Genomic DNA, 25,762 nt, shown 5'->3' on the forward strand with positions numbered 1-25,762 from the left:
TTATTCATTTTACCAGTAATATGAGTTTAATTTGTACAGTGAGATGTAAAATGCCTAAAAACTTCTATCCCGCACAAGTAGTATATTTTGGACAACTTCTTATTCATAAAATTTCACTAAAAGAGAAATTTAAAATAGAAAGAAAAGCCATGAGAGTTTTATCGGCTTCTTCTCCTGAACAATGCTATTTATCACAAAGATTACAAGATAAGTATCAAGTGGCATGTTCCGAAGGTTTGTTTAAAAAAATAAATGGCAAGCTTATGAAAGGGCAATTCAATTTTGCACTGCTGTGTGAAGAAAACCCAAGATTACTTTGTCATAAATCCTTACATCATTCTTATCTAGCAAATGGAAAAAAAGTTTTTGCAATGGGTTCTCTTACCTTTAAAAAGGGAAAACTCTTAGAAATAACCAATAATAGCGGCCATTATACTCCCTTGGACGAAGAAATGCTGGCTGTCATCCGAGCTTTATATACTGCGAGCGAGGGAAGCTTACAAAGATACGTAAGTTATTGTTCTGACCAACCCAAAATTTATTCAGTTATTGATCTTTTATCTGCTAAAGGTTTTGCTTCTGTGAAACCGCTACAAATAAAAGACGACATAGATATTTCATCAATCAATCATAATGACAGCATGGCATCAAATGGATCTTATGTTGAGGAAATGGATGAAGAAGAAGAAGAAGAAGAAGCGGAAATAGAAAATGAACTCCCGTCGGTAAATCCAAGGGAATTTTCCAATTTAACTTCAAAAAGAAGGTATGGTAGAGATTTAAACAAAAAATTAGCTACCAAATATCGTGACATTTTAAACTATAGTTTTTTTAGTGAAGTAGAAAATTCAAATCACACGGATGATAATTCTGAAAATATGAACCAACTGAGTTGTGGATAAATTGATTTATTTTAGCCTGGCAGTCAGTCCCGCTTGCCAGCTTCAATAAAAATGAAATTAGACCTTTTTTATGTCGCTTGTTGAAGCACATGGTTTCAGGTAAACATGACTTTATAAGAAACGCATTTGAGGTTCTTGTATGGTTTCTTTGCGTTTTGTTGTGATTAAATAATCGTCCATTTTATCAATTGCTACTTGACGTTTATCTTGCTGGGGTAATTTGTCATGAAGTTTTTTAAGCATGTCAATATTCTCCTGACTCAATCCAGAATCTCTGAAATTTTCATGACTCAAATCAAGTAATGTATTGTTGAATATATTAAGTAAATTCTCGGGGAGGAATAAAAAATCAGTGTTTAGAATGATGCTTAAATCTCGAGCTAAACTCATTAACATCATCTTTTTTCTTGTATTTTCATGAAACGCTCTATAAAACGATCCTTTATAACTGTCAAGATCATTTTCTATGTACTGAGTGATGATCAATTGATATTTTTCATGGACAATCTTCAACTGGGCACTAGAAAATTGATTGTTTTCCACCAGACATTTTAATTTGTTGATGAAATCTGTCCAATAAGAGAAATCAACATAATCTCCAGGCGAATCATAGGTATGAATTTTTTCTACTAACTGCTTAAAAAGATCTGGATTTTTATCGTCAAAACAAATGATTTTCGCTAGAGCATGTACTGTATAAATGGAATCTCTATAGAGTTTTTTCGGATAACTACTTATCCACGTTTGAATTTCTGGTTCAGGTTTTTCTTCTAACAATAGGGCAAGCTCTAAAAAGTCACGAAAATCTGGCTCATTTAAATCAATTAATCGCTCTCGAATGTGGTTGTATGCTGTTCTGATCACATCAAGATGTTCGGAACGAAGCGAGTCGGACTCGGCAAGATTCATCATGGAGATTCTAAAGCCGTGTATGCTCTCTTCTTGACTAATAACATTTTCGACCAAATTTTGGATAGCCTCTAACATAAAATTATCAATATTCTTTAAAGTCCCTTCATCAGCATTCACTATTAGCATAAATTTCCGCAAGTTATGAATATCTTTTAATTTAAAAATGTGGTTGATATGCCAATCTGAAATTAATTTATTCGCTAATTCAATCACTTGACTGCGGATAAAGCCTGCTTCCTCATCTAGCCTGAATTGGCGAGCTAAAAAGTAGGCTTGTAACATCTGATTATTTACCAATAACTCAGGGCTTATCTCATTTAAATTTTTAAAGTGGGCAAATCCATGTATCTCCTTAAATATGAGATTACCCGCAAAAGAAGGGTCTGGCAGGGAATGGACAAAATGAGTAACTGCTTCTCCAATTTTTTTAGAGCTCAAATCTTTCAATCTGGAACTATGTTGTAAATTGATGAAATATTCTCTTGAAAATACGGTAATTTCGTCATGATTGAGTTTTTCCCATAATTCCTCTTCCTGGGAGGCAATAAGTCTCTGCCTTTCCTTTTCAATATTTTCTGATATTTTTTTTCTCAGCCCTTCAGGATAATTTAAATCTCCAGGTTGGTTTATTTTGGCTAGTCGGGCAGCATCTTTATGCTCATACATGCTTAATACTTTAATATCATCAATACTTAATTTATAAAGCGATTCTTTCTCTAAATCTTTGATACGCTTCTTCATAAAATCACGACACATTTCTACCCACATGGTTACAATGTGTTCTTCTGTTATTTCAGCAGGATCAATAATTTTTAAGTAATTATTTTGTCCGGAGTACTCATAGATAGGTAAGGAATAATTAGAACCAAATCTTTGAAGAAAAAGTTCCATACCTTTTTCAGGGCCATATTCCTGGATAAAGGCTTCTTTTGTCAGTTGGTACTCTATTTCATATTGTTTTTGTAAATAAATGGCTTGCAACAGAGGAGAGAACGGGTGTACAGGGTCATAATCTTCATGGAAAATTTTATTCGCTATCGTTGGATCGCGAGTAAAAAAGATAGCATCGTATTTTTTTATATCATACAAAAGCTCTGGATAATTTGAACCCGCATCCGTTGTTTTACCAAATAAGCCCACTTTCATTTTTTCTACCAATTTTAGGTATTCCTGTTCTAAAGCGGATGACTGACGGTATTCTTTTTCCTGTAAATAAGCTAAATTTTTTTTACTTCCTCTGCCACTATCAAAATCTTCTGATGAAATTCTGCTAACGTCTTCTACTCTAGGATTAAAGATTAACATACCGGCAGGAGGATAAACGCCACTCCCATAACCTAATATAGAAGTGGAGCGCATTGGGTTTTTCTCTTTGGATCGAGGTTCGGTTTTTCTGCTTTTAACATTGATTAATCCGAAACGCATGGTTTTTCGTAACTCTTTCTCAGCCAAGGTTTCATCACTATCACACGGTTTATTTTCACGGGGATTGGGTTGAGCACTAGGTATGGCTATGCCCCTGGCAAATATACGTCCTTCTCGCAAAGCTGCTTTCAAGTTATTTCCAGTCATATCGCCTTGTTCATCAAAAGGACTTAGATCAATGACTTCCCTGTTCGTTAATTCTGCTACAGACAATAAATACTCATTTAAAGCAAAAATTATTGGATGCCTGTCAGGGTGAACATCAGCTTGAATACTCGAATAAGCCTCTTCATGCTCATATTCTCTTTTCACCTCTGGTTTGATTTTGATGCGTGCATCTCCTTGAATGTAGATTAAACTCCGCGCTTCTGTGATGAATTGCGACATTTCTTCTAAAGCGACCCTATTGCCAGGTTTACTTGCAATTTCTTTATAAAAATCAAGGTAGGTACCATCAAATTGATTGCGGGCTCTGATGATATCCAGGCAATCGCAGTCGTGAATTATTTTTTGGAAGATATTCTTAGGAGGAAACAGGCCATCTTCATTTTGTGTAAATTGCCAGGTTATTTCTCCTTCTGTATTTTCAATAAGTTCAAAATATCCCTTTTCAGGACTAGGGTCTTTATTGGCAGTTGCTTCGGCTATAAATTTTGCTTTATGTACATCAACACCCAGGATACGGGTTAAATAATAATACAAGAATATGGCGCTTTCATGATCCCAATGATCTTCTCCTTCATCTTCACGAGCCGAGTCGTGGAAGAGTATGGCGATTTGTATTAATTTAAGATCTTCTTCACTTAAATTTTCAGCCTCTTTATCACCATGCTTGCGGTAAAGGTTAGCGAATACTTTGGCATACAAAGCCGCACGGCTCACATGCTGGATTCCATGGTAGACCCGTGCAAGATCATCTTCATCTTGATAAGAATTGGGATAAAAATAACTATAAATATTCTCATAAGCCCACCATACATGATCATCGATATCGCTTACGAGACTTAAAGGATTATCTTTATCTACAGTGAAAATGTCTAGCGGAAGATCCTTTTGTGCCAGTAATTCCTGGATGCAAGGAACACTCCATTGTTCCTCCTCTTCATAATGTTCTCCTTCTCCTGAGAGTATCTCCAAAGGTGATGGCTCTATCGCGCTACTTTCTCGCATGGAAAAATAATGAGAGCCTTCGTGAAACATGATGTAATTCAAAAATTCTTTTATTTTATTTTGAGTTGGCAAATCCTTTAATGCAGGGCCCAGAATACCAAGAAGCTCTAAATGTATGTTCGCGGTTTCCCCTTGCTCTTGATAATCATCACTGATTTTTAATTTCTGTAAATTATCAATCATTTGATCGATTATCATGTTTGTTTCAGGACGGTTTGGTTTCACAATAAGGCCTTGAAAAAAAGCAAGAACTCTATTTGAACCCCAAACAGGCTTTAACCACCCTTCTTTATTTTCCTCCAGCTTTATTTTTTCCAGAGTCGCTATCAATGAATCAATTGTATTTTTTTGTCCGTAGTACTTATGTTCTTGATAAATCTCTATATAATCATTTGACATGATAGGACCTAATAAATTACAGCTCTACAATAATTTTAGCACTTTATGCAAATTATTTACTTTAAGTTCTGCGATATTACTTGCTTTAAATGGGATGGAACATCAGCTCTTAAGGATAAAAATTGAATTAATAATATTGGATTCTCCTGGTAATAAGAAAGAATTATTCAGTTTGCTGCATATTTGCTGGATTATATTTTGCGCGCATTGTTTAATTAATATGCTATACTGAGAAAGTGTGTTTTAAAGAATAATACTAATTACGGGAGCTTCTTAAATATTTAAGCCTCATTTAAACGAGAAAAATGCTTTGTATCGTTGTTGCAAATAGGTAACGTCTCTTAGTAAAAAATCCTTGTTCTAAGGATTTCATTTTCCTGTTCAATGACTCTTCAATACAGTCAAGTTCATATTTCAATTAATAAAAACTTGAGGTACGATGATAGATCTAATCGCTTTTTTGTTCGCCCAGCTAATTACTTTCCATTATCCCACGCCAAATTTTGTTCAAACCCAGTTAAATATTTCCATGGAACAGGATGTATTACAAAAACTCAGCATCTCAGCTCCAAATCTCAATATCGAGGTAATCAAACTGGCTTTAAGAGCATATAACAAAGCTTTCATGCAAGGAAGGGTGAAAAATCCAACGCTCACCATTATTGATTTTTCGTTGCCTTCAAATGAATACCGCATGTGGATTTTCGATATGGAGAATGACAACCTGATACTAAAATCCTATGTGGCACACGGTAAAAATTCAGGAACAGGTAACGAAGCATATAAGTTTTCTAATGATATTTGGAGCAAAGAATCAAGCCTCGGTACGTTCATCACGGAAGGGACATACATGGGGCACAATGGTTATTCTTTAAATCTAGAAGGCTTAGAGAAAGAATTTAACTCAAATGCTTACAAGCGGCGAGTGGTAGTGCATGGTGCACCTTACGTAGAACCTTCTTACATCAAACTAAAGGGCAAAGCTGGGGCTTCATGGGGGTGTCCCGCAGTTCCATCTACTTTGGCAAAATCAATAATCAATACTATAAAAAACGGCTCTGTATTATTTGCCTATTATCCGGACAATTATTTTTTAAATCATTCACAATATACCCTTTTCTAGTGAGTTGATTCTAAAAAGATCCTAATTCTAAACTTGTTTGCGAAGACAAACCGAATCAGGGTTCATAAAGCTCTTGGCCTTTAACTCATTTATTTAGAACTAAACTAAGATTATTAATATTGACCAAATTTAACCCACATTTCTTGGATTTATATCAAGGTTATATCCACAAAAATGGTGATGAAATAACAATTAGACTGTATTTGAAGAGAAATAATCGAATTCACTTTGAAATATATCATTCCAAGATGTATGTACTATAGTTAGATTAGCTATTTTATGGACAACTAGTACAAGGAGGTAAAAATGACTATCAATTTTAATGATTTTCTCACAGACAAAGGATGCCCACTTTCAAAACAGCAGTTTACTTGGAAAGAAATTGCTGGACAACCTATTAGTAAGCTTGATGATGATGCATTTACTCGTGTCAGAATTATATTGATGAATGGTATAGAACTTGATGCCCTCCGTACAAAACATTTTTTGGCACGATTTAATAAAGAACTTCAGTTACCTTTAGCACAAATAAGGCGTGTAGAACAACACCAGGCAACCACTATAAACTGGTTATTATCAGCTGATCATTCACCTCTTGAGACAACGATCGCCTATGAACAAGTGGCTATAGAAGTGACTGCTGCAGTGGCGCAAACTGAACCTGACCCCTATCAGGCGCAAACTTATCGTTTTGGATTACTTGAAGATTTCGATCACCTTTACCGATATGCCGCCATGCTCGATAGGTTAGAGGGAAAAGATGCCAATAATATTCTACAAGGCTATACGGATATTATTCATGGAAGACCAACAACCGATCACCACCGGGCACCCAAAGATGATATTCGTAATTCTTATGAAAAAGAGAAAGCAAAATTGATTACTAAGATTCATGCAGCAATGATCACCGGAGCAGAATACCAAACGCATGATTATTACATGAATATTGGCCCAACTTTTGCAGATCCTGTTGCAAGGCAATTATATGCTGAAATTGCCTCTGTTGAAGAACAACATGTTACCCAATATGGTTCTTTAATGGATCCCGCAGAGTCTATTATGGAGAAATGGTTAATCCATGAAGCTATGGAAATTTATAATTATTTCAGCTGTGCTGAGCAAGAAACTAATCCTCGAATAAAAATGATTTGGGAGAGGTTTTTGGATTATGAATTAGGCCATCTGCAAGTCGCATCTGAATGGTTTAAAAAAATAGAACGTCGTGATCCCCTGGAAATTTTAGGTCAAACTTTACCTAAAATGATAGAGTTTAAAAGCCAAAGAGATTTTGTTCGTAAAGTTTTAAACGATGAAATAAATCTTCGAGCAAATGGAATTGAGTATGTGAATAAAAGTGAAGAGAGTGAAGATTCCTTGAAGTATCGAGAAAAAATGAACTCCGATGGCGTTCCCGCCGAAATTGTTTCCGCAGGATATCAATGGAGACCTGGTACAGAACTCAATCAATAAAGGAGATCATCATGGCTAATTCTTCTAAAAAATCATTTAATCATACAGGAATCGCAATTGATCCTGATAACGTAAAAGAAATGATGGATGCTTGTCATCATTATCCACCCGATATCAAAGGTAGTGAAAAACAACTAGAAAAAGAGCGAGTACTTCTTCATACACAATCCAGTTCCATAGGATCAATGCCTCCTTCTGCAACATTAAAAGGTATGGTAAAAAATTCAATTAATCAATTAGTCGGCAATCACCCTCAACTATTTTTAGATAAATTGGGTGAACGCCTCGCCTATGAACGATCTGGAATTCGTTTGTATGAGGCAGCTATTGCCAAGGCACTAGGGGATAAGGATTCTAAAAAGAACATCCAAAGTTTGCTTCATATTAAAAAAGAAGAAATGGAACATATGGAATTAGTTAAATCCGCCATGGAACAACTGGGTGCAGATCCTACTGCGATTACCCCATGTGCCGATTTAGTGGGGGTTATGGGACAGGGTTTTATTCAAATATTGACAGATCCTAGAACAGAAATGCCCCAAGTATTCAACACGCTTTTAAATTTGGAATTAATTGATAATGCAGCTTGGGAATTATTAATACAATTGGCTAACGCTTATGACCATGAGGATTTATCGGTCAAATTTGAAAAGGCATTCATTCAGGAGGAGGAGCATGTAGCAATTGTAAAAAGTTTGTTACATTCCTATCTTGACCTGGAAGAACCTCAAGAAATTCAAATTGGGACAGGAAAATCAAGACAAGGATTTTCTAAAAAAGCTGGAGTAAAAGCATTGGGTAACTCTTCAAAATCGAAACATTAATTGATCGAATTGAAGCTCAGTGTTGCTATGTACGTGCAACCCGGCAATCATCTTTGCAATTAAAGGTTTTCGCACATCACAATAGCTGTGTCTTCCATGAATTGTTGGGCAGATGTCCCAACAATTTTTTATTAATCGTATTTTCACACGCACTTACCGATAAACCTTCTTATGACAGATTAAGTGTCTACCAAAAAGCTTTCAGCACCTGTAGCGAAGCGTAAAAAGATTTATTTGTTCCATGAACCTGATCATACAAAATCCTTCATGCATATTATTTGTACTATATTAAGGATAGAGTTTACTAAAAAAATACTGTGGGTTTACATGCAAGAAACATTAGAAATAATTCAGCTACGTTCGCCTAAAAGCAATGTGCTAAATACATTTCCTAAATCGGAGTATTGGAGGCTTGGCATGGAGGTCACCAGGCAAAATGAAGGTCCAGAAGCATTTCATCGAGGGGAAAGACCAGAGCCTGGATATATGTTAGGGATTCGAAATGCATTCGATTTCATAATGAGGAATATAGAAAAGCCTTTGAGTGCTGACATGCTGGCAACCATACATGATATCTGCGTTCAAAATATAAGTGAAGAAAATATCGAAAAGAGCGAGACTAGTTTTCGTGATGATGCTACCGCAGGTTATTCCATAGAGCTAATAGAAAGAGACCCCAGGCGTGGGTATTTTTCCAAACAAGGTTTCATAGAGCTATTTAATAAAATAAAGAATCAAGAAAAAACTCATGATGGAAAAAACCGTTTTTTCTTGGAAATAAGCACTAAGGGGGAGCCACCACAAGAAGTTGAGCTCACGGCGGATCCTGAAGAATTATATAAGTTATTAGTTGATGATGAACAAACCGCAATTTATTTCTATTCAAGAAGAGAAAAAGCAAATTATCTTAAAGAAAGAGTACAACAGTATATTAATGATTTTTATCACAATATAGCCAATGCAAAAACTAATGATCAAAAGTTAGATCTCATTATATTACTTGTTAAAGACCTGGAACAGCTACATCCTTTTCCTGATGCAAATGGAAGAACGATTTCGATGATTACTTTGAATAAATTACTTATAGAACATGGCTTTAGCCCGGTTATGTTAGATAATCCAAATCGCATTGATGGAATGAGTACCCACCTTTCAGGAGAGCAGAGTGAATTAAGGGAAGAAATTATAAGAGGAATGAAAAATTTTAATGATTATTCATTATCGGATTTGAGATTTTTTCTTCAAGAGTTGCCTGCTAAAGATTATAAAAATAAAGAAAAGTTAAATGTACTTCAGGATATCATTTCCAATAATCCCTTAACAGCGATGGCGCAAATAAGTGCTATATTTCAAGAAATCTCTAAAAACAAAATATCAATAAAAACTAATAGTCTTACTTTTTTTGGTGTTAAGGAGAAACCAGAAAAAAAATTAATTATGCAATATTTAGAAGGATTATATCAAGAAAAAGTAGAAGAAGCAGTAAAGGAAATGCACTCGAACAAAATGTCTGAACAAGTATTTAATGAAATTGTTTCAAATCATGCGATTCCCAAAAATAATCCGACATTAATGAGCAAAATAGTCGAAAAATTAGCTGACAATCAAAGTTTAAGAATGGGTACCGATGCATTAATCTAGTGATTCAGTGTTTACATCAATACACATTGGCAATCGTGACGACTGTCTTTTTTAAAAACCTCTTCAAATTGAATTTTGTTATTTAAAAATAGCTTAGCCTTCTTAATATGCTCTGCTTCTAATTTGCCTTGAATCGATTTATTGTATATAAATTCTGCAACAGACACGATTTGGTGCTCAGAACGTAGTGGGCTTTGATTAACAAATAATTTGATGTCTGCAGCTAAATATTTAAAAATAATAGTCAATGGGAGGGTCATGGATGGACCAAAAAATACGGGTTTCTTTTTAGCAACATAGGATAATTGAATTACTTCTTTTAAAAAATCTGTTTTTTTTCTATCAATATTGTTATGAAGCTTTTCCTTGATTTGATATTTTTTCTTACTATCAATCAACTGGTTACCCCCCACATCCAAAGATACCAGAGAGTGGTTCTGTAAAAAATAATCTATGCCTTGGTTTGTCAAACGATGGTTACCAGAGAGGTTCAAGGAAGATAAGGACAACGTGGCTAAAGCTTGAGCTCCCAAATCAGTAATTGCGTTTGAACTGAGATCCAAAGATCTAATTCTAGGTAAATTCTTTCCCTTCAATTTCGCCACTAATTGAAAAACCTCCTCATCAGTTATTTTATTAAAGCTTATATCGACTTCAATAAGATGAGGGTATTTATCCAGTGCATTTAAGAATTCTTCAAATGTAATTTTTGAGTTTTTTATTGATAATGTCGTTATCGCATTATAATCAGAGGGATTTTCTGGAAACATATTTTCTTCCATAATATATTTCTATATTCAATTAGAGACATTATACAAAATTCAACAAAATGATCAAGTTTTTTTCACAACAGGCACTGTTCAACAGCGTGTTGCCTTCATATAAAAATATTCTTAACTAATTAAATTAGTAATAAAATCCACTACCTATCCCTCAGTTAAAGAATATTGAAAAAATGTAAAAAAACTAAAGGAGAAGAAATAAGTAGTTTAATCAGTAAAGATAATCCGGAAAATAAACTTCTAGCAACCTCTTTTTTACTTAATTATCTTAATTTGAGTCGCTACCTCTAAAAATTGTTCCAGGGGTAAAGGCTTATAAAAATAATACCCCTGAACTGAATCACATTGATGCATTTTTAAATAATCCACTTCCTGTTTGGTTTCGGCACCTTCTGCTATTACTCTAGTTTCCAGGGAATGAAATAATCTGATAATTGATTTAACAATCGTAGCATTGGTCAGGTTAGTGGGTATGCCATGAATAAAGGATTTGTCTATTTTTATTTCATCCACCTTGAAACGCTGAATATAACTAAATGATGAATAACCGGTACCAAAGTCATCGATAGAAATCTTAAAACCTGTTTCCTGTAAAGCACTTAGTAGTGTTAAATTATGTTGCACATTTTGCATCATCATATTTTCTGTAATTTCAAGAACAATATGCTTGGGATCCACACGATACTCATTTAAAAGCTGTTCCAAATATTCCAGTAGATGGTATTGATTTAAAAATTGTTCTGGAGAAATATTCACAGAAATTGGGGGTCCCTTCCATTGAGCGCCGACCAACCTGAATACAGCTCGAAGTACATATTCATTAATTTGTATCATTAATGCATTTTCTTGTGCATAAGGTAAAAAGTGACTTGGGCTCAATAAACCCTTTTCTGGATGATTCCAGCGCAATAATGCCTCTGCTCCTGATATTTCATTCGTTTCTAAATTAATTTGCGGTTGAAAATACAAAACAAATTGATCTTCTTTAAGCGCATTGATAAGCTCCTTTCCCAATTTAAATTGGTTGATAACCGCTGCAAACATGGAAGGATCAAAGAACTGATATTTTTTTTCTACCCTATTTTTAGAGTATGTAAGCGCAATATTGGCATTATTAATTAATGTTTTTGCATCTTTGCCATCTTTTGGAAAAATAGCAATACCCAAATGCACCGATAAAAGAATTTCCTGTCCAATGATATTAAATGTTTTTTTAAAATCCTGTTGATATTTTTCAGCTAAATCCTCAATTTCTTCGTAAGAATGACATTTTTCTGAAAACATAATAAATTTATCTGCTACAAGACGCGCAACCTGGTTATTCTCAGCTAGCGATAGTACTCGGGATGCAATTTGTTTTAATAAAATATCTCCTTGATCATGCCCCTGTGATTCATTGATTATTCTGAAACGGTGTATATCAAGAATGAAAACTGGTATTAAAGTTTCTTTATCTTTAATATGGGTTTCAAGTACTTCTGTGAATGCAGAACGGTTCAATAGATTGGTTAAAAGATCATAGCGAGATACTCGTTCAATTTGTTCTTTAGTATGTTTAAGATATATAAAATCTCCAATGAGATTTCCAGCTCTTTCCAGGAAGCTTTTTATCTCCTCACTGAGGTTTAGCTGCTTCATGCTAAAAAAATTCAAAATTCCAAGCACTTTATTGTTTGATATCAGAGGTAATCCTAATGCGCCCCGCAGTCCTGCTTCCTTAGCAGCATGGGCACGATGAAATCCTTTCAATTCTACATAATCAGGCATAATGACAAGATGTTGCGATTGCCAGGCCATTCCGGGCAGGCCTTCTCCAATTTTAAAAGTATAAACCTCACTTTTTTCATGGAAATGAACCATATCCTTTGATTCACCCATCCAGGTGTTCACACAACGCAAAACATGACTACTTTCATCGATAAGCCATAGCTCATATAAGTCCCATCCGTTAAATTCACTGATGATTCTTGCAATATTTGGGATCGCAATATTAATTCGATCCTCATGTTTTAAAATATCGAATATATTCTCTTCCAAAATTTTTAATTTCTTAGAATGCATACTTTCAGTCACATCAAGGGCTATACCAATGATGTATTTGGGTTGTCCATTTTCATCTTTTAACTGGTATGCCTTATCGAAAATATGTCGAATGGTCCCATCAGAGCGATGTATCCTATAATTTAATTCGATGGAGGATTCTGATTGGATTTTGAAAAACAGATTTGCAACTTGTTTTTGGTCTTCGGGAACAATCATTTCATAAAATTGACGCGGATTTTTATATAGTTTTTCTACGGGTTCACCCCATATTTTTTCATAAGCTGGACTCACATAGAATAATTTGTCGGCGCCAATGCTCGCACGATATAAGACAGCATCCTTGAATTTTTCCGCAAATTCATGAAAAATACGCTCACTTTCTTGAAGTTCCTGTGTGGATTTATCGATTTTTAATTGATGTTGGTTTATTAGTTTGCAGATAATGGCAACGATTATGCTTAAAAGAATAAAAGAAGCGACCGTATCCATGGAATGTCTAAAAGCATGAGGATATAAATTTGAATCCTCACCGATATTTACAATAGAACTCACCAAAAGAGGTTCTAAAATAATAAAGGGTAAAATAAGCCGTAAAACGAATCCTCCCGTAGTTTGTCCCAGAATAATATTCATGATTCCTGTATTGGGACTTGCCAGCAACATGCCGATACAAGACAGGACAAATAAAAGGGTTGTACCCACAGGCATTGTGGTCATTTTAAAAAGAGTGTAAGAAGTGCCATTAAAATTATTCATGTAATTACATAAAGAAAAGAAAGCGCCCGTAAAAACTATCCATAAACAAGTTTGAAAAAACCAGGGATTTACTTTTTTTAACATTAATATAAATGCAGTCCCTATAAACAAAAAAAGAATGGATGAGAGCAGTGTCATGCGAAGAGGTATAGGAACGGTTATTGAAGGATTACTTAAAACTGCACCATAGATTCCAATACTTCTTGCTGTGAAATATTCTAAAAGAGTCAGTACGCAGATTGAAATAATAACAAGGGCGGATAGAAGGACAATTGTTTTATTTGCAGAATTGAATGATGAAGAACGAATAAATAATATTCCCACCCCCGTAAAAATAAAACAAATAGCTGCATTTACCCTCATACTGCCCCATTTGAGTAAAACGTTGGTTAACCCTGAAATATTAAAAGACCAACCAATTAAAACCATGAATCCAAGCAGTATAATGATAATTCCCAGTCCGGCTGAATAACCTCCATATAATTTAGCTTCTTCGATGTCCATACGATTCCAAGGAAATCCATTAATAAATCTTATCCTATAAGTATATAGGACATTGAAAACTTCATGGCAAATCAAATTAAAAAACGGACAATTCAACATTTTATTTGAATTAATTCAATTTATGACAAATTCATTTGAAGCTAAAATTAATGAGAGTGGTTAAAGTTGAACCTTAGAAAGCAAACTTCAATTTTTCCCTGGAACACGTTGGTAAATGATACATCATTTAAGGTAAGCTCAATTTCCTAAAGGAGTTTGACAAGCTATAAACAGACTTATTCACAGAAAATGTGAATAACTTTATGCAAAATATTTTTTTAAAACATTGAGTTTATTCAGGTGCGGTAAAGGTTTTTAAGTATTTTCTGAAAATCAATCGAATGAGTTGGTTTGTAGATATCCACAGACAGGAATAAAGAATTAATACATCGCTATTTTATACAAATAAAATATAAAAAAATAGTCTTGACTCAATCTATTTTTATTCTTTTACTGGGTCGCAAAAAGTTGTTCTTACTAGAATGGACTTTATATCTTAGGCCTCCGCTACTAATTATGGATGAGCCTTGAAGAATAAATTTCTAACCTCATTTATATATGAGATAAGTTTCTAAAAGGGTAATAAAATGATAAATAATGTGAAGACCTTTATTTTGTTTGCCTCATTAACCGCATTGCTGGTTGTTATTGGCGCACTGCTCGGTGGCAGCCGAGGGATGTTCATTGCATTAATTTTTGCAGGGATTATGAACTTCTCTGCTTATTGGTATTCAGATGTAATTGTTTTAAGAATGTATCAGGCAGAACCTCTGAATAGCCAAAATTTTGTTTTTAATATTGTGGCTCAGCTGGCTCAAAGAGCAGGTATTCCTGTTCCGAAAGTATATTTGATTCAAAATCCTACTCCAAACGCATTTGCGACCGGAAGGAATCCTGAAAATGCAAGTATCGCTGTAACTACTGGTCTCCTGGATAACTTAACTCAAGATGAAATAACTGGTGTTTTAGCTCATGAACTAGCCCATGTACTCCACCGTGACACTTTAATTAGTGTAGTCAGTGCAACAATTGCAGGAGCAATTAGCGGGATTGCCAATATGTTCATGTGGTTTTCAATGTTTGGTCAAAGTCAGGATAATGAAGAAAGTGTTCATCCTATCGTTGGGACTGTGATGATGATTGTAGCTCCTTTGGCGGCTGGATTGATTCAAATGGCAATTTCCCGTTCCAGGGAGTTCGAGGCTGATGCAGGTGGTGCCCGTCTTTGTGGCAATCCAAAATGGCTTGCAAACGCTTTAATAAAAATCGAACATTCCAGCAAACAACAGTTTTTTCAAGGAGGCAGAAAGTCATCCAGCTACAGCCCATATGTTTATTATTAATCCGTTAAATGGAGAACAAATGGCGAATTTATTTTCAACTCACCCATTGACCGCGGAGCGGGTACGAAGGTTAGAAGCAATGCATATTTAGAAATTTGCTTTTTCTGAAAAGCAGCTCGGGACCTTGATCAAAAGCAGACTTACGTTTACCGGGGAGGTGCCATGCCCATTTTCTTAATCATCAAAATGATTGATTAACATTTGATAATAGTCTGTAAACAGTTGGGCCACCTGTTTTGGGTTTTCGATCCAAGGAAAATGTCCGGCATTTTTAATAGCACATATTTTAATATTTTCTCTTTTAAATTTTTTAGACCTAAGAAAAAAATTTAAAGGAATAATTCGGTCTTCCTCACCTGAAAATATCAGGGTAGGAATTTTTTTTGGAACCCATTTCGCCTTGTAACTTGCATCGAAATTCTTGGAAGACCATTCGCAGCTTATATAATTGAAAGGTAAATCTTTTAAAAACTCTATACCTGCCTGAAGACCTGTTTTGGTAAATGAATAAGGTGCAGAAGCTAAGGTTAATTTTTTTAAAATTCTGTTTGACGGCTTTTTTGCATAATTTACATGCAGTTTACTGGCCTCTTCAATGGGATGGGACTCAACATATTTTATAAATTGCTGTAGCCAGGAACAATCTGGAGATGAGTCCATTAAAATGAAACCTTTTAGAACCTTTTGAAGCTTAGGCGTTGCCAAAGCATACATTCCACCTGTTGAATGGGCCACTAATATCACATGATCTAATACACTCACTGCTTCAAACAGTGCTTCAGACCAGCGCGAAAAATACTTTTCATCATCAGGTGTATGGTTTGACCCATCGCCAGGAAGATCGACATGCCAAATGGATCCAGGTAAATTGAGAATATCTGTTAATGGGGCAAGCGATTCAGAGCCTAAACCAGGACCGCCTGGAAGGAATAACCAGTTAAAAAGAGCACCTGGACGTGATTGAATCAAGTGGAGACGTGCTTTTAAACTCGTCCATAAATATTTTTTCAAAAGAGACACACTCTAAAATCAAGTTAAATCTTTTAATCATATCATTTTATTGAATGCAAAATAAGTTTAAGTAGAATATTGATTCCTCTTTACTTTGTTTATGCGAGGAAATAAACCCCTTTGGTTTTGAACATGATGTAATAAACTAGTGTTGAAGATATCAATCACCTCTAAATTAACTCAAAATAAACTGAAATGGGCTCTGGCATATTTATCCTTTTATCCGCGATACTGCATGCAGTGTGGAATACCTTTGCCAAGTGCAATGCTTCACCCTATTACGAAGTTATAGGGATTATGAGTTTTGCGACTCTCTTCTCGCTTCTATTTATCCCTTTTTTCTCAGGTCCATTGTTTGAAAATTCAAAGTCTCTTTTATGGGCACTCATCTCTGGTGTATTCGAAGGAGGCTCTATCCTCATATATCCAATTGGAAAACCACTTCCCTAGGCGGAATGATAAGCGCACTTTCTTTTTTACTTTTTTTAATTGGGTTACGTGACTCTGAAGCTGGACTAGCACTTACACTCCGCAATACGTCCGTAGTATTTGCACAAATATTTGCATATTTTATTGGTAAAAAGATTTCTCCGTCCCAATGGGTAGAATCTTTTCTTGTAGCCCTTGGTGCCTGCTTCATCTATCCCCATTAAACATTTAGCGTAGTCTGAAAGTTGCAAAGCTGCACCGGTTTATAATTTATTGAAGCTGATAAGAAAAACCCTATTTCCAAGGATTACTGACATCCAAGAAACATTTTGCTACTATATAAGGAAGCTATTTTTTATACAAATTGAATGAATTTTTGGAGGGCGAGGGATGACTAAAAAAACACCTGAAAATTTTAGAAAATCTATTGATTGGACGGTTACCACCGACAAAAAACAGGTAAATTCTTTAAACCAAAAAACTCGAACCATTGCCGAACAATTAGACCGAAATCCGTTGCCCGATAAAGATGAATTGAATCCTAAACAAGACGGCAAGTGATTTATCCTTTAACAATATGAAATAAAACTTGCATATTTTTTATAAAAATTTATCATAACTAAAGCGTTATTTTATAAAAAAGGAATTTAAATATGATGATGGTTCGAAAGTTTGCTACTGCTACTACACCAAAAACTGTGATTACTCCAACTTCTTTTCGTTTTTTTAAGGAATGGAATTGGTCAACAGTGAAGAAAAGCGAGAATACAGCGACGTTAAATAAATCAGTGCAAACCATTGTGAAAGAATTGGAACATACTTCTTCCACTGATGCACAAGGTCCTGCACCAAAATTTAAATAGTTATTAACGAAAATGTATCCCCTCTCCCTGGGGATTCCTGTATTTAGATCGTTGCTTTTCCTGCTGTATTTTGAGCAACTAAACGCTCCAGTTGTTCAAAATGCTCAGGTGCTTGAGATTTTATCTTTTCAAAGTCTTCTGAATCATGTACCTCAAGTTCACCATTCTGAACGATTGCAACTACATTTTTCTCCAGATGACTAATGGCAGTAGAATCAAGATCTTGCCGAACAAACACAATTTTAGCCGAGCCAAATTTATCCGAATCGATGACCCTGGCCATACTCGTGGCTACGGAAATATCTGCATCTTGATAAAGCTCTTGAGCCGACGTAGCATGGCTATTCAGTTGACTCTGATTCAGAAAATCTACATATTGCAAAAGATGGGTTACATAAATTGTATTACTCTCACAATCGACTACCACAGCCGGTTTGTTAACTTCGTCCTGAGTTTCCAAACTCTCTTTTTTGCTGAATTTTTTTTGAATGGCCAATTCATTATTGACCACACTGATGATGACCTTTTTAGATTGGTTTTCCTGGATTACAAACGGAAAACGTTCACTCACACTACGATAGGAATTTAATACATATACGGGCGGAGTAATAAAATCGTTGGTTGCAATACCCCTTTGAATCACTCCATCCACCGCGTTTTCAGGTTTTCTTGTAGAAACAGTGATTAAGTAGGAGCCATCTTTTTTTAACCCGATGTCAAGCCAATTAGGCCAGATGTTACACATTTCTTTGAAGACATTAGGCACTTTTTTGCTTCGATCCATTCGACGGCTTAAAAACTCGCCGCTCATGTTATAAGTCACGACAGCTTCTGCATGTGTCAATGTTCCTATATGCTTTTTAGGGGCTGCTTTAACACACTCATCATCATAATATATGGTTCGCTTTCTATCCACAGTAAGAAGCGCCAGCTCATCTAGAGAATAACCGGTTTGCTGTTGTAATTGTAACGCAAAGCTTTCTGTAGTAATGGATTTACCACTTCCTGGTCCCCCTGCCATTAAAACGGAGAAGCGATCAGGATAACTTTTTGGCTTTTCTGGAATCCCTACAAAGGTATGGGCTACCACCGGTGAAACCAGGGGTAACGCTTCATATTTAGCTTGTTTCAGAAGAGTTTCTATAATCCCTTCTGAAAGTGCATACATCCTTTCGTCTACTTCGTTTTTAAGTAACTCATCCGCTATACGAATCTTAGCAAACTCGCTTATCATCGAATCCGTTGCATCAATAAGGCCTTTGTCTCTTCTTTTGATGAGGGCTGTTTTCAATTTATGATAGTATTTTGGAATCTGGGGATTTTCCGCATGTTTTGAGCTGTCTTGAAGAACATTGTGTACCCAATCTAAATAATTTTGTCGGTGAGAGGTCATACTTATTTGAGGAATAACCGGCAAAACATGCTCAGAATGAAATTGACGGACAAAAGTACCAAAAGCATGGTTATGAGCAGGAGTTTTCATCAATAAAGGGATTAAAGCGCCGGTTATTTGTAAGGAGCGGCGAGGGGTCTCAAAGAGAATTAAATCACCAATGGAGTTACCCTCCTGACCTTTATATCGGCCAAATCCCTTTACCATCCAGGTTAATTCTTCCTTCTTTTGTACCGAATGTTTTAATGCGGTGAATTCCACAGTGGAGTCTGTAAATATCTGAGGATAGGATTGTTTCCCAGAATGAAGTACCCCCTCAATATCACAAGAGCTTTCGTTATATTGTCTCCAGTTATGCTGGGAATAATAACGAACAACTGTCGTATTCGCTCCTAAGGATAAACCCCGATTTGCTCCGCGATAAGTTCCTCTAAATAATGCTTTACTTAACATGGATTAAATTTTCCTAGATTAACGTATTCATAATCCGGAACATTTTACACAAAAGAACTTAAGCAAATATTAAGCATCAAGATTATTTGCCGGGCAAAAGCTGAAAAAGAAGTTATTAAAGATTTTTTCCTTTATTCTTAACAATAGCGACATCAAATGCAGGGTTTTCGTGCAACCTGGCTCGAATTGCCTGAAAATCACAACATTCAGCACTGGAAAATGCTTCGATAATGCCCTGCACGTTTCCAGACCAATTACTGCCGTTAGCTTTTTTTATTTTATCTTTAATTTCAATAATGGACTGGGCAATATCTTTCTCGTCCGTATAATCAATGTCTTCCACAATTGTGCGCATTTCTTTGATTATATCAGGTATTGATCCATCCTCAGTTTTAACCAACTCATCATTATTCAGTATTGAAAAAACTGCAGAGATATTTTCTTCCCTGAAGTTTGCCGGTATCTTCACAACGCTCATTTGTACTCTTAATTTATGAGGTAAAGTTTGCTTTTCCACCTCCTGTTCCTTCTCCTGGGCACCAGAATTACCCTGTAAAATAGTAAGAACACGAGGTTGTTCCTGGGCTGCAGAAAGAGGAGTAACACCATCACAATCCATTAAGGGATCAGCACCAGAGCGGAGTAAAGCTTTTACCGCATCAGGATAATTTCCCTTTTCAATCAATGCTAAAAGTGGTGTTTTATACTCTAAATCCGAAGACAATTCATTCATATTATAATGATTAAAAACCACATGATCATATAAATATTTGAGATCTTCCCTAGAAAAATACTCCGCCATAGATTCAATATTTTCCACAAAGCTTACAGGGTCTAAGGGAACCCCTGATTTAACCTTCGGCATATAGGATTCTAATAGCTCAATGGTGTGTAAGGTTATGTATTTGCCAGGATTCATATCCTTTTTACCAAGGGGTTTAAAGGCTATTTGAAAACTGGAAAGATTTCTTCTTCCAAAATTTTCATACCCGCATTTACGAAGTTCATGGACTGCTGCTCTACGTTCCTCTTCATCTACTAAATTAAAAGATTTTGCCATGTTCACACCCTGCCCCTCTTCATCACCATCAAAGTTGGAATCAAAAAGGTAAAACTGTCCATTACGATAGGCACCCGCGAGTGCATGATCCCGGGTAAAAATAGAAAAACCTTTTCCTTCATTTTCAGGTCTTGCCAGTGATTTTAAAAAAAAGTTAATACCGTCTAATGAAATAGAAAGGCTACTTATTTGTTTTTCAGATTTATATTTTGATGGATCCCATGCTTCTTCCCATACCCGCAAAGCATTCCAGGGAACATTTAAATCAGGGGCTTTTTCAAATAATTCTATCTGTTCCAGAGTAAGATCGTTACGTTTGGGTCTATCATTTGATATTTGGGATTCTTGTTGGTCTTCACCATAGAGATGCCGTATTCTTTGCCTATCATATTCCTGTTTTTCGCCTGCGAAAATATTATCATTGATATGATAACTACGAGTGAGTTGTATCGCATATTCGAACTTCTTGACCAGCTCAGGTGTTAAAGTTTCTTCAGGCTTGTCGTAATTCCAATATACAATATCATGAAAGATTTCCTGATATTGGTTTTCTTTGCCATCGATCCAGCCTTGCAACCAAATTGATGCTATTCCATTGCAATGCCCCTCTTTTAAAGTATCGATGATTCGTTTTATGTCCTCTTCTTTGTATTGTTCGGGATTCTGTTTTTGCTGGTATGCTAAATATCTTTGGAATTGCTGAAGAATATATCCTTGATTCCATTTAGGCGCAAAGTAGCTTTCCGCTTGATTTTTAAATTCCTGTTTCTCTGCAGGTAAATCAAGCATACATTCATGGGGTGTTTTACCCTCTTTATTTTTTACTCCAAAACTTGCGGTATACCCAACCTCATACCCTAAAGCTTCTTTCATAAGAACTGAGCTTCCCTGCATCATCAAATAGTGCAATATAGTATTTCCATTATCATCAGTTATGGTAGGTAATCGTTTAAATTTGGTTTTGCGTGCATGGCTTACAAGTTCATTAAGATCTTTATCATTTTGAGTGTTAATGGCTTCAATAATTGCGTAGAAAGTTTCAATTTCATTTAAATCTTCAATACCCATAGTCCTAGACCTTCTTGTAAATTTTTATTTAATTATAGATTAATTTGCAATAGTAGTTTAAAAATAAAGCACTCCCGAGTACTCTGGAATGTTTGTTTTAAATTCATAGAAATTTTTTTCCGTACATCTAAAGAGAAAAGTTGGTGAATAATCCTTGGTTGCGCTTAACTTCATTACGGCTACTCCTTATAGCACCGCAAATCATATTTCTTTCATTCATGAGTTATTGAGCTATACTAAAAATAATATGTCTTGATTTTGCTCTAATTGATTAACTCTGTTACCACTATAAATGGAGGTCCTATATGCTCCTATCCACTGCGAAAGATATTTACGAAGCTCGAGTAAAAATTGGAAATCTCATTATTTCCAAAATTAGGGGGATTAAAGCTGACGCGTTGAAAGTATATTTAAGCGTCCAATGTGATATAGAGTCATCAGGAGCAAGAGGTGAACTCATAGATCTTGATAGTGGTAGAGTGATTTACTCATGCCGTAAACAAACCTTAGTCGATAAATAATCAATTATCAAAAACATTTGAACTGCAATAACATTAAAAAATTATGAATAAAACAAATCCACATCACGCCTTGATGGAGCGAAAGTGAAATCAAGGCTTATGAATTCCCCCACCCCCATATTCGAAGTTTTCCTCTTTATGGCACCCCAATTTGATGGGCTTAGTAATTAAAGTTTTTGAACGCAATTCAAAAACTAAAATCCATTAAACCCATCTTATTAGAGTTCCTATCCCACTAAATATTATGCTGCTGTAACCAATACTCCAGCAAGCCTATCTGCCACAATTTCGAATTGCCCGAAGGAGTAAAACAATCATTGGTTTGTTCAAACAAACTCTCTACAGTTTTCAGATTAAACATCCCTCTTTTCTTTATTTTATCCGGTGAAAGAACCTCTCGCATCAATTCGAGAGTGCTTCCCTCCAAATATTTCAATCCAGGTACAGGAAAATAACCTTTACTTCGGTTAACTATCTGATGAGGGAGCATTTTCCTTCCAAGCTGTTTTAAAATATATTTACCATTGTCTGGTAATTTAAAGTGGAGAGGCATTGAAAGCGCAACCTGTAAAACCTTTTCATCTAGAAATGGAACCCTTGCCTCAAGACTTGCTGCCATAGTCATATTATCCACACGACTTAAAGGTCCATTGGCCAACGCAAAAGAACTTTCATATTTTAACAGGTTATCAATCGGGTATTTCGAATTATTTTCTTTACATAATTTCATTAAAAAATTAAATGCATGGTAAGACGTTTTAAACTCGGAGGTCACCAGTTGCTGATATTCCATATAAGACCGATCGGCTATTTTATCCAAAATGATTTGCGCTGATTGTGAATACAATGATTCATTAGAATTAGTATCCTGAAACCAATGATAGCCTGCAAAGATCTCATCTGCTCCTTGCCCGGAAAGAACTACTTTGACATGCTTTGCGACTTCTTGGGAGAGGAGATAAAACCCAATATTATCATGGCTGAGCATCGGTTCCGACATGGATAAAATGCAATCTCCCAATGATAGAGCAAGCTGCTTATTTGAAATGAACATTTTCTCATGTTTGGTTCTAAACTTGGAAGCCATCAAATCAGAATATATGAATTCGCTACCCTGCTCTGATTTTGAGCTCTCAAATCCGATAGAAAAGGTTGGAATTTCATTAAATCCGAGGTCAGAGGCTATTGCCAAAAGTAGTGAAGAATCCAGCCCACCGGAAAGTAATAACCCCACAGGTACATCTGCTGCAAATTGGCGCTGAGTTGCTGACTTCAAGGCCGCATGTGTTTTTTCTAACCAAAAATTCTCATCACGCGATTGATCTACTTTTGTATTGTCGAATTGAAAATCCCAGTAGCGTTCTTTTTCAATTTTTCCATCAGGATGAACAATCATAAGATGGCCTGGCGGCAGTTTCCTAACTCCGGATAAAATTGTATGTGGCTCAGGTACTGCATGGAAAGTAAGATAATAATGTAGTGCAATTTTATCAATTGTTTTATCGATATGGCCAAACTCAAGCAATGCAGGCAATGTAGACGCAAATTTAAATCCGTGTATCGGATCCACTGTATAATAGAGGGGCTTAATCCCTAAACGGTCACGTGCAATGATCAGGTTGCCAGTATTTTGCTCCCAGATGGCGAAGGCAAACATTCCATGAATATGATGAACGCAGTCTTTCCCCCAGGCATGATATGCTTTTAATAAAACTTCAGTATCACTACTGGAACTGAAAGTATATCCTTTGGAGGTCAGATGCTGACGCAGTGCAACAAAATTGTAGATTGCCCCATTAAAAACCAGCGCCAACCCTAATTCATTATCCACCATAGGTTGCGTTCCCAAATTGGATAGATCAAAAATTTTGAGTCTCCGGTGCCCCAAAGCCATACCTTTTGTTAAATAAATTTGACCATCGTCGGGTCCTCGATGATATTGTTTCATGAGCACTCTTTCCAGGTCCGATATAGGGATATTTTTGTTACTAAATTGTATTTCTCCAGCAATACCACACATAATTCACTCCTTTATAGTTTCGCATTCAATAAAGAAGCTTCTTCGCAAGGTACAACATCTTTTTTTAATTTTTTAAAAAAGAGCAAACGAGGTTTATCGCCGAATTTAGTAAATTCTTCAGGTTCCTGATGCTTTAAAGTTTTTTGCAGAATTTTTTTTGAGCCTTCATTCAACGGATGAACGGTTGCAACAATTTCTTTAATGTTGCTTTCCAATGTTTCTTTTTCACTTTCAAAAAGAATGTGTTTAATGAACTTTTTCCCTAAAATTGCTATTTCAGTTCCATAACCTTTTCCCCAAAACGGCTGATCAATGGCATAGGCAATCTCCGCAACATTTTCGTGGCCGCTTCCCACATGTGAAAAGTCATGTAAAGCATGTTTTACATGAAGATATCCCATAAATTCTTGAGTAGTCGAATGGTAGATAGATAGCACAGAGAATTTTTTACCTGATTTCCAGTTCTCTATTTCTTCTTGAAGAAACTCTTTGACCTCAGAAGGATCCCAGGCTCGCCCTTCCCCAAACATTTTGGTATTTTCAGCACTGCCTAAAAGCTTCGTATACTTATCTAATAAATAACCTTCTTCTTCCTGATTAAGGGATCTTGCCTCTAGTCTATTGGAGTAAATTGTATATTCGCTTTGTTGGCTTTTAATGAGTACCTCACCAACTTTTTTGGATTGATATAGGGCTATTTTCATAGATGTTTCTCCTTTAATTCATGTTTAGGTGAATATCCATCAAGAATTGATATTTAATATTTTGCGTTAATAAAGGGGTGCTTGTTACTAAAAATTCTCTAGTTAAGTTTGACTACTTTAAAAAATTTGATTTAATTTCCTCCTGCCCAGCAGCTCTATTCATTGTTCCGTTTGATGTTAATTTCAAAAGGTAAAACCAGATTACTAATTGATTAATTCTCCCTATCAATGAGTTGAATGGTTAGAACTATTGAAAATAAGAACACTATTTCTTTCGAAGTACCTACTTTAAAGGAGTTCATTGCACTCTATTAATTGTTTCAGTTCAAATCATTTGATATCAAACCTTAGGATTCATGGTAACGGCTATCATGCTTCATTTCAACCCTTAAACATTAGCTCGACAATCTGCTTCACGATTGAAAAGTAAAATATAAAAATTATTGGGACTTTAGTTTGTGATAAATAAATCATTTAGAATGAATTATCCTTTTCCATTCCAAAAATACTAATTTTATTAAGGTTATCCTATATATTCTCACGTTTTAACATAACAAAACTGTGATAGATTATTGATTGTTTTGGAACAATTAAAATTATAATAAATTTAATACAATCTTTATTGGACAAAATAGAGAAAAAAATATGGAAGTTGCATATGCGTGACGAGAAAATTAATAACCCAAAAATTATTTTCCATCTTTATCTTTTATTAGGCATTATTTTATTAGCTTTACTTTTTTGGTATACAATCGATATTTTTCTTTTAGCATTTGCTGGTATTTTATTAGCAATTGCAATTCGATCAATAGGGAATATTATTCATAAATATACCAGCTTATCGTAACTTTCCTACCTCAGCATTTAACTAAAATTCAAGCTATTAACATCAAAATGAACGTTTGGG

General features: G+C 35.4%; 18 protein-coding genes and 1 pseudogene. 11 read left to right on the forward strand and 8 right to left on the reverse strand.

Annotation, left to right across the window (positions count from 1 at the left end; all coding sequences use genetic code 11):
• Positions 1-50: 50 nt before the first annotated feature.
• Positions 51-902 (forward strand): hypothetical protein, encoded by an 852-nt coding sequence (locus BU07_RS17095; protein ID WP_051635624.1) that lies wholly within the window; start codon positions 51-53, stop codon positions 900-902.
• 111 nt (positions 903-1,013) lie between these two features.
• Here the strand turns inward: BU07_RS17095 and BU07_RS0115505 are convergent, their stop codons facing one another.
• Positions 1,014-4,808 (reverse strand): SidE phosphodiesterase domain-containing protein, encoded by a 3,795-nt coding sequence (locus BU07_RS0115505; protein WP_031567640.1) that lies wholly within the window; start codon positions 4,806-4,808, stop codon positions 1,014-1,016.
• Positions 4,809-5,247: 439 nt separating this feature from the next.
• Here BU07_RS0115505 and BU07_RS0115515 point away from each other — a divergent pair, with 439 nt between their 5' ends.
• The 4 genes from BU07_RS0115515 to BU07_RS0115530 all read left to right on the forward strand — a co-directional run bounded on the left by BU07_RS0115515 (position 5,248) and on the right by BU07_RS0115530 (position 9,866).
• On the forward strand, positions 5,248-5,931 hold the full coding sequence (locus BU07_RS0115515; RefSeq protein WP_031567644.1) for a murein L,D-transpeptidase catalytic domain family protein: 684 nt from the start codon (positions 5,248-5,250) through the stop codon (positions 5,929-5,931).
• A 306-nt stretch (positions 5,932-6,237) separates the two neighbouring features.
• Entirely contained in the window at positions 6,238-7,401 is a 1,164-nt protein-coding gene (locus BU07_RS0115520; protein WP_031567646.1) for a hypothetical protein, read from the forward strand.
• A gap of 11 nt (positions 7,402-7,412) precedes the next feature.
• Positions 7,413-8,225 (forward strand): ferritin-like domain-containing protein, encoded by an 813-nt coding sequence (locus BU07_RS0115525; protein WP_051635625.1) that lies wholly within the window; start codon positions 7,413-7,415, stop codon positions 8,223-8,225.
• A 183-nt stretch (positions 8,226-8,408) separates the two neighbouring features.
• Positions 8,409-9,866, forward strand: coding sequence for a Fic family protein (locus tag BU07_RS0115530; RefSeq protein ID WP_084157922.1), 1,458 nt, complete (start codon positions 8,409-8,411; stop codon positions 9,864-9,866).
• 11 nt (positions 9,867-9,877) lie between these two features.
• On the opposite strand, the gene BU07_RS0115535 is transcribed toward BU07_RS0115530, so the two are convergent.
• A complete protein-coding gene (locus tag BU07_RS0115535) occupies positions 9,878-10,648 on the reverse strand; it encodes a leucine-rich repeat domain-containing protein (protein WP_084157924.1) in 771 nt (256 codons plus the stop codon).
• Between the two features lie 255 nt (positions 10,649-10,903).
• Positions 10,904-13,951 carry a GGDEF domain-containing phosphodiesterase gene (locus BU07_RS0115540; RefSeq protein ID WP_031567653.1) on the reverse strand — a complete coding sequence of 1,016 codons (3,048 nt, stop codon included), beginning with the start codon at positions 13,949-13,951 and terminating at the stop codon, positions 10,904-10,906.
• 626 nt (positions 13,952-14,577) lie between these two features.
• On the opposite strand from BU07_RS0115540, the pseudogene htpX reads away from it, so the two are divergent.
• A pseudogene (htpX, locus tag BU07_RS16875) lies at positions 14,578-15,424 on the forward strand (zinc metalloprotease HtpX).
• An 83-nt stretch (positions 15,425-15,507) separates the two neighbouring features.
• Here htpX and BU07_RS0115550 read toward each other — a convergent pair.
• Positions 15,508-16,344, reverse strand: a complete 837-nt coding sequence (locus BU07_RS0115550) for an alpha/beta fold hydrolase (RefSeq protein WP_242601896.1) — start codon at positions 16,342-16,344, stop codon at positions 15,508-15,510.
• A 377-nt stretch (positions 16,345-16,721) separates the two neighbouring features.
• Between BU07_RS0115550 and BU07_RS17765 the strand changes: the two genes are divergently transcribed.
• From BU07_RS17765 to BU07_RS0115570, 3 genes are all read left to right on the forward strand, one after another.
• Complete coding sequence (locus tag BU07_RS17765) at positions 16,722-16,997, forward strand: EamA family transporter (RefSeq protein ID WP_242601897.1); 276 nt, start codon at positions 16,722-16,724, stop codon at positions 16,995-16,997.
• Positions 16,998-17,163: 166 nt separating this feature from the next.
• The gene (locus BU07_RS17580) at positions 17,164-17,334 is read left to right on the forward strand and encodes a hypothetical protein (protein WP_165482414.1); all 171 of its coding nucleotides are present in this window, start codon (positions 17,164-17,166) and stop codon (positions 17,332-17,334) included.
• Between the two features lie 92 nt (positions 17,335-17,426).
• Positions 17,427-17,636, forward strand: a complete 210-nt coding sequence (locus tag BU07_RS0115570; protein WP_031567657.1) for a hypothetical protein — start codon at positions 17,427-17,429, stop codon at positions 17,634-17,636.
• 43 nt (positions 17,637-17,679) lie between these two features.
• Here BU07_RS0115570 and BU07_RS0115575 read toward each other — a convergent pair whose 3' ends face one another.
• Positions 17,680-19,482 (reverse strand): hypothetical protein, encoded by a 1,803-nt coding sequence (locus tag BU07_RS0115575; protein WP_051635627.1) that lies wholly within the window; start codon positions 19,480-19,482, stop codon positions 17,680-17,682.
• Positions 19,483-19,597: 115 nt separating this feature from the next.
• The gene (locus tag BU07_RS0115580; protein ID WP_031567661.1) at positions 19,598-21,610 is read right to left on the reverse strand and encodes an ankyrin repeat domain-containing protein; all 2,013 of its coding nucleotides are present in this window, start codon (positions 21,608-21,610) and stop codon (positions 19,598-19,600) included.
• A 305-nt stretch (positions 21,611-21,915) separates the two neighbouring features.
• Here BU07_RS0115580 and BU07_RS0115585 point away from each other — a divergent pair, with 305 nt between their 5' ends.
• On the forward strand, positions 21,916-22,131 hold the full coding sequence (locus BU07_RS0115585) for a hypothetical protein (RefSeq protein ID WP_031567663.1): 216 nt from the start codon (positions 21,916-21,918) through the stop codon (positions 22,129-22,131).
• Positions 22,132-22,366: 235 nt separating this feature from the next.
• Here BU07_RS0115585 and BU07_RS0115590 read toward each other — a convergent pair whose 3' ends face one another.
• Positions 22,367-24,151: an N-acetylglutaminylglutamine amidotransferase gene (locus BU07_RS0115590; protein WP_031567664.1), complete on the reverse strand. Its 1,785-nt coding sequence runs from the start codon at positions 24,149-24,151 to the stop codon at positions 22,367-22,369.
• Between the two features lie 11 nt (positions 24,152-24,162).
• A complete protein-coding gene (locus BU07_RS0115595; protein ID WP_031567666.1) occupies positions 24,163-24,855 on the reverse strand; it encodes a GNAT family N-acetyltransferase in 693 nt (230 codons plus the stop codon).
• Positions 24,856-25,513: 658 nt separating this feature from the next.
• Here BU07_RS0115595 and BU07_RS0115600 point away from each other — a divergent pair.
• Positions 25,514-25,702: a hypothetical protein gene (locus tag BU07_RS0115600; RefSeq protein ID WP_031567668.1), complete on the forward strand. Its 189-nt coding sequence runs from the start codon at positions 25,514-25,516 to the stop codon at positions 25,700-25,702.
• Positions 25,703-25,762: the final 60 nt, after the last annotated feature.

The sequence above is a fragment of the Legionella wadsworthii DSM 21896 = ATCC 33877 genome (assembly GCF_000701265.1).
Lineage (GTDB): Bacteria > Pseudomonadota > Gammaproteobacteria > Legionellales > Legionellaceae > Legionella > Legionella wadsworthii.